This window comes from Flammeovirga sp. AWQ4_249, assembly GCF_056161045.1.
The window spans coordinates 175,876-191,162 of record NZ_JBSWYJ010000006.1; the positions used below are offsets into that span (position 1 = coordinate 175,876).

Sequence of the window (15,287 nt, forward strand, 5' to 3'; positions counted from 1 at the left end):
GTTTATAAGGTTAATTGCCCTTGAACACTAATAATAGAACTTAATCAATTATAACTATGCGAATGAATAAATGGTATGGATTATTACTCTTCATTTGGGCGATTTCTTCATCTTGCTCTTTACAAAAAGAAGAAGCTAAAAAACCAAATATACTATATATAATGTCCGACGATCATACTACTCAAGCTATTGGAGTATATGGAAGTCGTCTTGCTAAATTAAATCCTACGCCAACAATTGATCAATTGGCAAAGGAAGGGATTATTTTTGATAACGCTTTTTGTACAAATGCAATTTGTACACCTTCTAGAGCAACAATTATCACAGGGCAGTATTCACAAACAAATGGCGTATTGGATCTAAATGGTAGCATCTCACCTGAAAAGCAATACTTACCTCAAGAAATGAAAAAAGCAGGATATGAGACGGCAATGATTGGGAAATGGCACCTCAAAAAAGAACCTGCTGCTTTTGATTATTACAAAGTTTTGCCAGTACAAGGAAAATATTTCGACCCTGTTTTTAGAGAAAGAGGAGAGCAAAATTGGCCTAAGAATACTGTGAAATATGAAGGACATTCTTCGGATATCATTACAGATATTTCATTAGAATGGTTGAACAATAGGAAGGAAAAAGAGAAGCCCTTCTTTTTGATGCATCATTTTAAAGCACCACATGACTTCTTTAAATATGCTCCAAGATATGAAGATTATCTTGCAGATGTCAATATTCCGGAACCTGAAAGCTTATATAATCAAGGGAATCATGGCTCTGTAGCGACAAGGGGAGAAAATGATCAGCTGATTCATAAAATAGGTTCTTCTATCTCAAAACGTAATTACACAAGGGATATGGGGAAAGATTTAGGTGTAGATAAAGAATTAAAAGGAAATGCTTACACACATGCATCGTATCAAGAATACCTAAAAAGATACCTTAGATGTGTAAAAGGAGTAGATGATAATATAAAAAGAATACTTGATCATCTTGAGGCAAGTGGAGAGTTGGACAATACAATTATTATTTATACTGGAGATCAAGGTATGATGCTTGGTGAACATGACTACCAAGATAAAAGGTGGATGTATGAAGAGTCAATGCGAATGCCTTTTATTGTACATTACCCAAAAAAATTCAAAAAAGGGATTAGAACTAATGCTATCATTAATAATACTGATTTTGCCCCTACAATGATTTCATTGGCTGAAGGAGTTGTACCTCAAAAAATGCAAGGAAATTCATTCAAATCTATCTTAGAAACAGGACAAGAACCAGAAGGTTGGAGAAAATCTACCTATTATAGATATTGGATGCATATGGCACATAAACATGCAAATCCTGCTCATTTAGGTGTAAGGACAAAAAAACATAAGCTGATTTTCTTTTATGGAAAACATTATGATCCTGATAATCACCAAAAAGATTGGGGACAAGATTATAATTTTGAGACACCTCCAGGATGGGAACTTTACGATTTAGAAAAAGATCCACAGGAAATGAATAATGTATACGGAAATCCTGAATATGCAGAAGTTGTTGAAGAATTAAAAGCAGAAATTATTCGATTAAGGCAAGAGTATAATGAGGAAGATAAAAATTACCCTGCTTTAGCCGAAGTAATTGAAGAAAATTGGAAGAGCTAACTTCAAACTTACTTTTTTTCAAAACACCTTATTCTTTTACGTTAAAGAATGAGGTGTTTTTTTATCAAAATAATTATACTATTTATAAAATACTCATGAGTTGTATTCCTTCTAAAACATGCTCATTAGTATCAAAAAGGGATGTTTTAATAAGATTTATAATTATCACCCCTTTATTCTTAATCAAAATTCCCTCATGATTCCAGAAGGGTTGATTAACTTAGATTTATCAAAAATAGAAAGAACTCAACACATTGAAATAGCTTTAACTATCGCTCATAAGCATGTTAAAATTTTAAAGAAATTAATATGAAAAGGGTATATATTATCTTAATTGCAGCTTTGTGTGCTGCTTGTTCAATCCAAAGAGAAAATACGAACAAATCAGAAAAGATTTTTGAAGAAAATTGGGAATCTATTCAACAATATGAACCACCAAAATGGTTTCAGGATGCAAAGTTAGGAATCTTTATACATTGGGGAGCCTATGCAGTACCAGAGTATGGTTCTGAATGGTATCCAAGGCTAATGTATATGGACAGTATACAATGGGACCCAAATGGTAATGTCAAAAAAGAGTTTGCTTCTGACATGCATGATTTTCATGTGAAAAACTTCGGAAGCCTAGATAAATTTGGTTATAAAGATTTTATTCCGATGTTTAAGGGGGAGAATTTTAATGCTAAAAATTGGATAGACATATTTGAAAAGTCTGGTGCTAAATATATTGTTCCAGTTGCAGAACACCATGATGGATTTGCGATGTATAAATCAAATCATACACGATGGAATTCAGTTGATATGGGACCAAAGAAAGACATTCTTGGTGAATTGACAACTGAGGCAAGAAAAAGAAATATGAAAATTGGTGCCTCCTCACACTATGCATTCAACTGGAATTATTTCACACATAAAGAAGGTTTTGACACTTCTGATCCACAATATGCTGATTTATATGGAAGAGATCATGAACATTATGCGCCTGCTGATCAAGAATTTTTAAATCATTGGTGGGAAAGAACTGTAGATATCATTGATAACTATCAGCCTGATATTCTTTGGTTTGATTTCTATATAGATAGAGAAGAGTTTATGCCTTATCATCCAAAAATGGCAGCTTATTACTATAATAAAGGCATTGAATGGAACAAAGAAGTTGTGTTACAAACGAAGAATTTCAAAAAAGTAACTTTCCCAGAAGGGGCACATGTTTTAGATATAGAAAGAGGAAAAATGTCTGATATTCGAGAGGATGTTTGGCAAACTGATACTTCTATTGGTAAAAATTCTTGGGGTTATGTAAAAAACTGGGAATCAAAGGATACAAATACGATCATTGATGACTTGGTAGACATTGTTAGTAAAAATGGATGTTTACTCTTGAATGTTGGACCCAAAGCAGATGGTACTATTCCTGAAGATCAAGTTGCGATTTTGATGGAAATTGGGGAATGGCTTAATGTAAATGGTGAAGCAATTTATGGTTCAAGACCATGGAAGATTTATGGGGAAGGACCTACGAGAGTAGCGACAGGACATCATACAGAAGGTGAAAATAAAGACCTTACTGCAGATGACTTTAGATATACTACTAAAGATAATAAGCTATTTGCAATCTCAATGGACTGGGCTTCAAATGGTAAAGTTGTAATACCTTCATTAAAAGAAAATACAAAGTATTTAGGTCAGGAAGTATCAATCAAAAGTGTAAAACTTCTTGGTATTGAAGAGAACTTAAAGTGGAAAAGAGGTAATAAAGGTCTAGAGGTAACACTTCCAAAAGAAAAACCTTGTGAACACGCATTTGTATTTGAAGTAACATTCGAGCAAAATAATTTAGCGATATATTAAATTGGAAATAGTAATATTTTGAAATATAATAGAGGAACTTACAATTTGTAAGCTCCTCTTTTTTTTGTTGTACAATTTTTTTAAATGCATTAATTTTATTGTTTTATTTAAGAACTATGTTATTAAAAATATGGACTGTTTAAGACAAATTAGTTGGTATTTCACAATGCATGAAATAGGCAAATATTTGAAATAAATCACTATGTTATAGGGGGTGTTTTTTTTGTTTTTTTCACACACTCTTAAAATATTTTAAAGCAATCTTATTTTATTTCTCTATATTTATAATTGTATTTTTAACAGCTAATTTTTTAAGCATTTATTATCAATGTATTAGCTATTTTTTTGAAAATAAATTTTTACATAAACAGACTTTTTATTGATGAATAATTACTTTTTATTAAAAAATCACCCTTCTATTTAACGTTATTTCACCTAGTTCTTTCTCTATATTGAGTATTAATGATGAAGAATACACTATATGGGGGACATTTAGTAAACACTTCACTAAATACTTAAGAATATGATGGTGATATAATTTCACCCTCTTTTTCTAAGGTGTTTAACACACACTTATAAAAGAGATCTTATCTACCTTTGGACTACTAACTAGAAAGTGAATTTTTTAAACCTTCTAAGCAAAATGATTGAATTATTAAAAAGAGGCTTACACACTAGTAAGCATCAACGGGTTTTCACCCTAATGCTCTTATTGCTTTCTTTTCAATTACAGGCACAAGATATAACAATAAGTGGTCGTGTAGTTGACGAAAAGGACAGTCCGTTACCTGGAGTAAATGTTGTAATCGAAAATACAACTTCAGGTACTTACACAGATTTTGATGGTAAGTTCAAATTAAACGTTCCGAATAAGAATGTAAAAATTGAATTTTCAGCTATTGGTATCAAAACACAAGTAATAGAACTTGGAGGTCGTTCTACGATCAACATAACTATGAAGGAAGATACAAAAGCTCTTGATGAAATTGTCGTTATCGGATATGGCGAAATTGACAAGAAAGAAGTAATTGGAGCAGTTGGAGTTGTAGATTCAGAAACTTTAACGCAAACACCTACAGCTGATATTGGTACAGCATTGCAAGGCCAAGTAGCAGGTGTAAATGTTCAAGCTAGTTCTGGAGAGCCAGGAGCTGCATCAAACATTCAAATTAGAGGATTAAGTTCTGTAACAGGTTCAAATTCTCCTTTATTTGTGGTAGATGGTATCCCATACAACAATGATCCACAGATTAGTCCTAATGAGATTGAGTCGTTGACGATCTTAAAAGATGCAGCTTCAGCATCAATTTATGGTACAAGGGGTGCAGGTGGTGTAATTTTGATTACAACGAAAACGGGTAAAAAGGGACAAATGAAATTATCATTAGATAGTTACATTGGTTTCCAAAAAATTACGTCTGATATTCCTTTGATGAACTTCGAAGATTACATGTATAATCATTTTATCATGAAAAGTCATCAAAATAATACAGCAATTGATGAGACTTGGTCTCAATTACAACAAAATAGATATGACTTTACTAACGATACAAATATCGAAGATGTCATTCAAAATGATTATGCACCGATTCAAAATCATAGTTTGAGTATTTCTGGTGGTAAAGGTAATCTAACCTACAATGTTGTAGGTACTTTCTTCAAACAAGAAGGTACAATTATTAATTCATCTTACGAGCGAATGAACGTAAGAGCAAATACAACCTTTAAAAAGAAAAGATGGACAATTAATACTGGTTTAGGTTTTAGAATTGAGGAAAGAGAATTCCCACCATATCAACTTTTATTGGAGGCGTTTAAATACAAGCCATTCCAAAGAGAAATTGATCCTGATCAAGATGTGATTGAAAACGGTGGCGGAAAATCAAGCCAAGAAGCGGTAAACCTTGGTAATTTGATGTATAAATTAAAGCAATCAGATGTAAGAAATGGCCATCACTTTAACTACAATTTGAGAGCTCAATATGAAATTACAAAGAGTTTGAAATTTGTATCTAGAATTGGTGGTGGTTTTACAGACAATACTAGAGAAAGAATAAACCCTCTGTTTATTGCTTATGATTTTGATGGTGATGTGATTCCAATGAACCAACGTTCAGGAGTATATAACCAAAGTGAGACAAGTAAAAACTGGATTTGGGAAAACTCATTGAATTTCAATAAGAAATTTAAAGGACATCAGATTAGAGGTTTATTACTAATGTCAATGGAAGAATATAACTACTCTTCTTTCTATGGTAGAATTTACGATTTAATTAGCAATGATATACCTAACTTAGGTGGTGGTACAGCAGACCCTGATGCTGGAATTGGTAAAGGATGGAATCAAAATAGATCAAACAGTTTAATTGGTTTCTTAGGTCGAGTTCAATATGATTACAAAAATAGATACTTATTAAGTGTGAGTGCACGTAGAGATGGTTCATCTCGTTTTGCTGAATCTACAAGATGGGGTCTATTCCCTTCAGTATCTGTAGGATGGAATATTGATCAAGAACCATTCTTTAGTGATTTTACAGATGTTATGAATGGTTTTAAAATCAGAGCTAGTCATGGTACTACCGGTAATCAAAGGTTCTTAGACTATAGTAATGCAGCTACAATTAGTTTAACAAAAGATTATGTATTTGGTAATAATTTACAATATGGAGCTACTCAGACTTCTTTTGCAAACGAAAATGTACAATGGGAAACAACAATTCAAGATAACATTGGTGTAGACTTAGGCTTCTTTAATAACAAATTAACTTTAACAGCTGATTATTATAACACTAGAAAAGAAGATATGTTATTCCCTGTATTGCTTTCACCTTCAACTGGTGCTGGTCAAAATTCGACAGTAGTATTGAATGTAGGTAATATGAAAAACTCAGGAATAGAGTTTACGGCTAATTATCGTCATGTCGGTAAGGATGGTTTTGAATGGTCAGTAGGTGGAGTTTACTCTAAAAATGAAAATGTAGTGACTAAAATGTCAGGATCTAACAAAGTATCATACTTAGATAGAAGTACTGTTGTAGACGGAGTTCCAAATGAAGATAAAGTATCTGTTTTAGCTGAAGGATATGAAGCGGGAGCCTTTTTCTTAATACAAACTGATGGAGTTATATCTACACCAGAAGAATTATCTGCTTATAAAGAATCAATGCCAGTATTTGCTTCAACAGCTAAACTAGGAGATCTTAAATATGTAGATCAAAATGGAGATGGTGATATTACAAATGAAGATAGAGTATATAGTGGTAGTGGTATGCCAGATTTTGAGTTAGGATTAAATTTCTCAGCAAAATATAAAGGATTTGATTTTGCTATGCAATGGTATGCTGCAATTGGAGGTGAAGTTTTAAATGGTAGTAGAGCATTTACTTACAAATATGGAACGCACCAAGACATGGTATACCAATGGTCATCTGCTAATGTGAATTCAGAAATCCCAGCGAATAGAGGTAGAGATCATGAAAACTACAGAGGATATACAGATTTTTGGGTAGAAGATGGCTCTTATGCAAGACTTAGAAACTTGTCAATCGGTTATACTTTCCCTAACAAATGGACAAAACCAATTGGTGTTGACCGTTTCAAAATGTATGTAGCAGGTCAAAATATTTGGACGATAACAAACTATACTGGTTTCGATCCTGAAGTAGGTAATGATGGTCTAAATACAAGAGGTATTGATAAAGGAAACTATCCAATCAGTGCATCATATAGACTTGGTGTTCAACTTGATTTCTAATTGAAAAGTACAACAAAAATGAGAAATAAATTTTCAAAATATATAGCCTTATGGATGGTTGCAGCTCTTCCTTTGGCATCCTGTGAAAACTTTCTAGAGAAAGTCAATCCTAACGAAATGTCTACAGACAGTTTTTGGAAAGACAATAATGATCTGGAAATGGGTTTAGTAGCAGTATATAACTCTTTCAAAAATCAGAATATTACTTCTATTCAAGCAGAGAGTGCTAGATCGGATTTAGCTTACCCTGGATTCGGTAGACCCAATCCTAACAATCCTTTTGCACAATACTATAATCAAGTATTCAATGATGCATCGCAGGTTCCTAATCAAAAATGGGATGCTCTATACAAAGGTATATTTAGAGCAAACCAAGTAATTAAAGCATACGATGAAGTAGCGCCAACGTTAACAACGGAAGAACAACAAGCAACTGCGATGGAAATCTTAGCACAAGCAAGATTTTTGAGAGGTATGTTCTACTTTTATCTTTACAATTCATTCAATAATGGTAGCGTTATTATTTATGAAGAAGTACCTCAAAATGAAGAAGACTTTTATGCTCCTTTGCAAAGTGCTAGTGCCGTAAAAGAGTTTTTTATGGATGATTTAATGTTCGGATATGAAAACTTACCTGTTTCTTGGAGTGAAGATTATAATGGTAAAGTTACAAAAGGAGCTGCAGCTGCTATCTTAGGTAAAGTACATTTATATGCTGAAGAATTTGCTCAAGCGGAAGTATACTTTGAAGATGTAATCAATAATTATGGTTATGCATTAGCTGCACATATCAATGATAATTTTAGTGAGGCTGGAGAATTTAATCCTGAATCTATTCTAGAAGTAAATTACTCACTTGACTACAAATCTGAAGTAACACTGTGGGATGAAGAGCAATCTTCTACCAATCTAAATTTTGCATTTAGCCCTGTAGGTGGTTTTAGAGCTATCATTCCAAGTCTTTGGATTACAAATGCTTATAGAAATGATCCTGTAGATGTAAATGATACTAGGAATTGGATTGAAAATGAAGACGGTAACCTTGTATTAAGAAAATTCTCAATAAGAACTTCTTCTTCAATTGCATTGGCTGATGATGATTACTCTACATATTATGGATATCACCCGGGAGAATCAGCTCGATTTAATAATAAAGAATATGCTTACTATAGAAAGCATACGAACTGGGAAACAGTTACCAATGAGAAAGATATTCAACCAACTCAGCGTTCAGGTATCAATGTAAGATTAATTCGTTTGGCTGATATCTTCTTAATGTATGCAGAATGTAAGATCATGACAGGAGATTTAGATGCCGCAATGAGATATATCAATAAAGTAAGACATCGTTCAGCATTACAACTAATAGGCCGTTCTACTAGTAGTGAATATCCTTCGGCAAGTCATGATGAAGTGGATTATTCTCCACAAATGTTACTGGACCACCTTATGTATATTGAGAGACCTCTTGAATTGTCTGTTGAAGGCCACGCCATTCGTTATTTTGACTTAAGAAGATGGGGTATTACTAAATCACGTTTTGAAGAGTTATCTCAAGAAGTATACACGACATTACCTTACACTTTTATAGATTCTGAAGGTAAAAGTGTGACTAGGTTCTCTGCTCAATTGATGAAAATGGGTGATGGTGAAGTTGTTCCTCCGGGTTCTCCAACATTACAAGATTTCCAAGAGGCAGTATTGAATTACAATGATGCAGTTCATGCTTATTGGCCAATACCTAACTCTGAAATTACAGCCAATCCAAATATTAATTAGGCAAATGAGGGTAATGCTCACATAGTTTTGCCCTCATTTATTGAATAAATTCAGATCCTTTATAAGAAGAAAAAGTATAAAGAAATGAAAAAGAAATTAATCAATTTATTACTTGTAATGTCCTCACTAATGACATTCTCTTGTAATAATGACTATATCGAACCAAATCAGTTTTCGGACATTGCATTTATCAATAGTGATTTCCAAAATAATACCTTTGTGGTTATGGATGGAGATACTGTAGATGCATTATTTATTGGAGTGAATGATTTTATTTCCTTCTCCGACTTATCCCAAAATACTGTAGAGCATAAATGGACAATTCCTTCGAATGCTAAATTTTTAGATGGAAATATCAGTAGAAATGATGATGATTATACAGATTTCATCATGGATACAGAAGATTCTACATCTTCAGAAAAGTCAATTCATGTATATTTTGAGGAAGGAAGTAAAGATGGTCTCTATGAAATCAATCTTAGAAATACCTTTAATGATTCCGTTTCTTTTAAAGGAGTTGATACTGTTGCTTCTGTTTTTGAAGATGGATTTTGGGTATTTGATACCACGTTTATGGTGAAAGTTTTTGATACAATTCAAGTTGCAGTTGAAGTAAAGCAAATGAATGTTGATACTAACATGATGGAGCTTATTGACCTGGAGAATACAGATACAATTTATGTAGAAGCAGGTGATGTTTTAGAGTTTTCAGATGTCAGTGTAATAGGTGAACCAGATACGAGAACATGGACTATTGCAGGTGATAAATACTCTGCTCAAACAATCATGCCTACTTTCAAAAAATTAGGTTTAGCAAGTGTTACTTTATCAGTAAGTAGATCAGGAGAAAATATACCTCCAGATTCGGAATTTTATAAATTTCCAGTGCCAATTAAAGTAATACCATCTTCTAAACCATTCTTACAACAAGGGTTAGTTCAACAAACGCAAGAAAAAACTATCCTGATCCCATTTAATGGAGAATTCACTAATTTAGCTTCAGGTGCAAAAGATTTATTTACAGTAACGATAAATGGAAATAGTGCAAACGTAAGTGATGTAAGTTTAAGTGCTACAGACAAAACAATTATTGAATTGACATTATCTGATGAAACTTTCTCTGATGATGTAATTGTAGTGTCTTATTCTGGTGGATTAGAATCAACAGATTCACGTCAGTCAGAAGCTTTTGACGGTTTGACAGTGAACATGTATGATCCTAATATTCTTCCAAAAATGATTTATGGTTTTGAAGAAAGTCAAGATACTTATTGGGAAGCTCACCCTGATAACTTTGGTGAATTAGATTTTAAATCAACAGAACAAGCAGCTTCAGGAACATATAGTATGAAAATGGTTTCAACTTCTTCTGATTGGACACATGCTCAAAGTAATCCGTTGACTGCTGCTGTAACAGTAGAAGCTGGCAAAACATACATATTTAGTTATAAGGTATATGTAGAACCTGGAAGTTCATTGCCATTTGTAGCACCTTGGATAGCAAAACCAAGTGGTAATAAGCAATTCTGGCAATCAATAGCCTCATTTACTCCTGGCGAATGGACCACTATTGAAAAAGAATGGACAGCTAATGCAGATGAAGCAATTTATATTACTCTTAGAATTAAAAATGAAGGTACAATCTATGTTGATGACTTCTCTTTAATAGCAAAAGAGAACTTCAGACCAACTGAATAGAAAATAGATTAAATTATTACTAAAAAGTCAGTTATCCTTGATGAGGGTAACTGACTTTTTTATTTATGGTAAACATCTTCATTTATGTTTACTAACAAATATACTTAATTGTATTATTTAAAGTACTTTAAATAGCTAATTTTAATAAAAGCACCATTTACTAAAATTATATAAATGGACAGATAGAAATATTTAATTTTAATAAAAAGGTGTTTACTAGTGAGAATTATAGGGGTCAAATTGTTTTATGTCTCCTTGTGCATTGGAAATTGGAGGTGTATTCTTTAATTTACACCCTGTGAAATGAAATAACTAAGAGAACAACAGAATTGAAATGATGACAAAACAATTATCAACTTTACACTACTTGAAATACTTCAAGCTGATTTTTTTACTCTTACTCAATTTATTTACTACTGTAGTAATTGGACAAAACCATGAGATCAATTTTCAGAATTATTCTACAAAAGATGGTTTAGCACAAAATGATATCAATTGTATCTTTCAAGATAGCAAAGGTTTGATATGGATTGGTACGAACAACGGGTTTTCTAGTTTTGATGGATATGAGTTTAAAAACTTTAAAATGGATACCCATAATGTACCATCAAATTTAATCAACAGAATCGTAGAAGATGGTTATGGTAATTTATGGATAGGCACAGCTGATGCAGGATTAATTCGTTATAATCCTTATACTGGAATATTCAAGACTTTCTATAAATGTAAAGACAACCCTGATTTGTTTACCGATAACATTGTATCTAAAATGGTGATTGACCAAAAAGGAAATTTATGGTTCGGTAATACAAAAGGACTCAACGTCATTCGAAAAAAATATTTAGACAAAGAAGAAATTGAAGTCAATAAATTTTATCATAATCCTCACAACAAAAAAAGTCTTCTCTCAAATCATATTACCAATCTGTATGTTGATACAAAAGGAACTTTATGGGTAGCTACAAATAAAGGTTTACAAGAATATATACCATCAAAAAATGAAGTTAATTTTGGAAAATTTAGACCTTATATTAGAAAGAAAAATAATAATGTATTCGGTTTATTAGAGCATAAAGGAGATATATTAGTTTGTTTTTATGATGGAATTTTTCAGTTAAAAATTAACGGGAATGATTATAAATTTACGAAAAAGAATAAGTTAAGATCTACTCTTTTAGTAAAAGATCAATCAGAAAAAATTTGGGCTGGTACAACAAACGGTTTATACAAAATAGAACCTAACATCTACGATAAAACATTAGATGTAGTTCAAAATTACAATAATGATAACATAGATGTATTAAACTTTAATATCATCACTTCTTTATTAGAAGATAATATTGGAGTTCTATGGATTGGTACAAATGGTGGTGGTATTTATAAATACAATCCTCGAGCAAAGAAGTTTAAGCACATTAAGAGAAGTCATAGAGAAGGAAGTTTAAGTTACAATAAAGTACGTTCTATCTATCAGGATAAATTTCAACAGCTTTGGGTAGGAACTGAAGGAGGTGGTATTAATCTATTAAAAGATTGGGGTAAAAAAGATTTCCAAACAGGTTTTGAAGCGATGACAGTTAGTAATACAGACCATGCCCAAAACATTGTTTACAGTATCAATGAATGGAATGATGAAGTAATACTGGGTGTTGGTTATCCTTTTAAATCAGTTGCTTTCAACAATAAAAAGCAAATGAAAAGTGGTTTTCCCAATTTAAACAAAGAATTTCATCCCTCGGACCATAACAATGCCTCATTTTACATTCAACCAGAAAATGACTCATTAATCTGGATGGGATCTTATGGAGGAGGCCTACTAAAAGGTGTAAAAGATAAAAAAGGAAATGTGCAATGGTCAAAATTGGAATTAGTAGATGAAAAAGAGACGGGTGAGGTAATCGAAATTATTCGAAATATTCTTTTGGATTCTAAAGGAAACTTATGGTTGGGTACTCGAAAAGGATTATGCTTTGTTTCTAGTGAAGAAAAATTAAAAGAAAAGCCAGAAATAAAATTATTCCAAAATTCTGAAGAAGAAAGTAGCCTGAGTTATAATTATGTTATTCCAGTGTTCGAAGCTTCAAATGGAGAAATTTGGACTGGAACGATGGGAGGAGGTCTGAATATTATCACTGATCTTAGTAATATAAACAAAGTTAAGTTTGATCATTTTACAACCAATGATGGACTAGCAAGTAATGTTATTAAAGCTATATTAGAAGATAATTATAACAACATATGGGTCTCAACAAATAAAGGACTTTCAAAAATTAATTTGAAAAGTAGAAAGGTGAAAAATTATGATGTGAGTGATGGCTTACAGGATAATGAGTTTAGTGAATTAGCAGCATTCAAAGGTAAAACAGGAGAATTATTTTTTGGTGGTGTAAATGGTATCAATGTTTTCCATCCTCATGAAATTGTAGATGATAATACGATATCTGACCTTGTGTTTACAGAATTAAATGTTCTCAATTCTACAATAGACCCTAATGTTCCACTAGATGATAATGTTATTTTAAAGCGTTCTATTTCAGAGACTGATCAGATTAAGTTACTCTATAATCAAAATAGCTTCTCAGTTAAGTTTGCCTATTTACATTATGGTGCACCATTAAATAATAACTATAAGTATAGATTAATCGGTTTTGATGATCAATGGGTAACTGCAGATGTTTTACAAAGAGAAGCAAAGTATACCAACCTTTCACCAGGGAATTATACCCTGCAAGTAAAAGGTGCTAATGGTGACAATATTTGGAATCCTAATATGCTAACCTTACAAATTCAAGTATTGCCACCTTGGTGGTTGACATGGTGGGCAAAAGGTATTTATTTCATCTTGCTTATTGTATTGTTAGTCTTTTTCTCTAGGTACTCAATCATTACTGCCAGAAAGAAAAGTCAACTTGAAATGGCTAAATTTGAAAGAGAAAAATTGGAAGATTTAAGTCAATTGAAATTGCAATTTTTCACAAATATCTCCCACGAGTTGAGGACTCCATTGACTTTAATTCATACACCAATTGAACAACTAATCAAAAGAGGTAGAAATCTTTCTGAGCATGAAAAAGAAAAATCTTACCAATTAATTTATAGAAATGTTCAGCATCTTATGAGACTTGTCAACCAATTGCTTGATTTCAGAAAAGTTGACCAAGGAAAGATGAAACTAAAACTTGTAAGAGGTAATTGGAATACATTTGTAGAACAAGTTTACCATTCCTTTAAGGAATTTGCAGAGCATGAGAATATTAATTTCACGTTAGATACTGGCGGGCAAGATATTCACGGATTTATGGATAATGATAAGCTAGAGAAAATCTTATACAATCTCTTATCGAATGCTTTCAAATACACTTATGAAGGAGAAATCAATTTGTCTTTGAAAAAAGTTGATGACAAAGTACAGTTTATTCTAAAAGATACAGGAATAGGTATTTCAAAAGAAAAACAACAGAATATCTTTAATCCTTTTTATCAGGTGGATAACATGAAGAAGGCAAAAAATAGAGGGACAGGTATTGGACTAGCCTTTACAAAGAGCCTTGTGGAATTACATAATGGTACTATACGACTGGAAAGTGAAGTAAATCAGGGTACTACATTCTATTTAGAATTTCCATTGACTATAGAAAATTATAATGAGGCTGAAATCTGTGAAGAAGTAGTGGAAACGATAGAAACAATGACTCCAGAAGAGGAATATGTCAATAGTTCTAATAAACCAAAAATTGTGGTAATTGATGATAACCGTTCTATCCGAGAGCTTTTACAATCGTTATTAGAAGAAAATTATGATGTTTATTTGGCTGAAGATGGAGAAAAAGGATTGAGTCTAGCAAAAGAGGTAATGCCAAACCTTGTTTTATCAGATATAATGATGCCTATTTTAGATGGTTATGAATTGACCAAAAAAATACGTGAAGATAGTCAATTGTGCCACTTACCCATTATTTTACTGACTGCAAAAAATTCTGAAGTAAGTAAACTAAAAGGATATGAATACGGGGTTGATGCTTATGTCACTAAACCATTTAATTCAGACGTATTACTTGCAAGAATTCACGCTTTGATTGAGAATAGAAATAATCAACAAAAGCGTTTTAGAACAGGAATTGATGTTCAACCAAGTGAAATTACGTTTACTTCAATTGATGAAAAATTCTTAAATCGATTAGTCAGTATCGTGGAGGATAACATTTCAGATTCTGATTTTACGGTAGAAAAATTAGCTTTAGAATATGGAGCAACTCCATTGAGGTTGAATCAAAAATTAAAAGCATTAACAGGACAAACGGCCAAAGGCTTTATCAGAAATATTAGACTTAAAAGAGCAGCACAGATGCTAAAATTAGGTCGATATAGTGTAAGTGATGTTACTTATGAAGTTGGTTTTAAAGATTTAAAATACTTTAGAAACTGCTTCAAAAAAGAATTTGGTGTTCCACCATCACACTATCTAAAAGATGGTGTTCATGAAGGAGAGGAAGATTTAGAACTTGAAGAAAATCTTTAATCCATCCTATCAACTAAGTTATCAACGGTACTCTTCTTTTTCA

The 15,287-nt window shown here is 32.3% G+C and carries 6 protein-coding genes; all 6 read left to right on the plus strand.

Annotated features, from left to right (window positions below):
* Positions 1–62: 62 nt before the first annotated feature.
* The 6 genes from ACXAHM_RS07470 to ACXAHM_RS07495 all read left to right on the plus strand — a co-directional run bounded on the left by ACXAHM_RS07470 (position 63) and on the right by ACXAHM_RS07495 (position 15,244).
* Positions 63–1,643, plus strand: a complete 1,581-nt coding sequence (locus ACXAHM_RS07470) for a sulfatase family protein (RefSeq protein WP_474959791.1) — start codon at positions 63–65, stop codon at positions 1,641–1,643.
* Between the two features lie 309 nt (positions 1,644–1,952).
* Positions 1,953–3,494 (plus strand): alpha-L-fucosidase, encoded by a 1,542-nt coding sequence (locus ACXAHM_RS07475; protein ID WP_474959792.1) that lies wholly within the window; start codon positions 1,953–1,955, stop codon positions 3,492–3,494.
* Positions 3,495–4,197: 703 nt separating this feature from the next.
* Entirely contained in the window at positions 4,198–7,248 is a 3,051-nt protein-coding gene (locus ACXAHM_RS07480; RefSeq protein WP_474959793.1) for a SusC/RagA family TonB-linked outer membrane protein, read from the plus strand.
* A gap of 18 nt (positions 7,249–7,266) precedes the next feature.
* Positions 7,267–9,027, plus strand: coding sequence for a RagB/SusD family nutrient uptake outer membrane protein (locus ACXAHM_RS07485; RefSeq protein ID WP_474959794.1), 1,761 nt, complete (start codon positions 7,267–7,269; stop codon positions 9,025–9,027).
* Positions 9,028–9,111: 84 nt separating this feature from the next.
* Positions 9,112–10,725, plus strand: a complete 1,614-nt coding sequence (locus ACXAHM_RS07490) for a carbohydrate binding domain-containing protein (protein WP_474959795.1) — start codon at positions 9,112–9,114, stop codon at positions 10,723–10,725.
* 334 nt (positions 10,726–11,059) lie between these two features.
* Positions 11,060–15,244 (plus strand): hybrid sensor histidine kinase/response regulator transcription factor, encoded by a 4,185-nt coding sequence (locus ACXAHM_RS07495; protein ID WP_474959796.1) that lies wholly within the window; start codon positions 11,060–11,062, stop codon positions 15,242–15,244.
* The last annotated feature ends 43 nt before the right edge of the window (positions 15,245–15,287 follow it).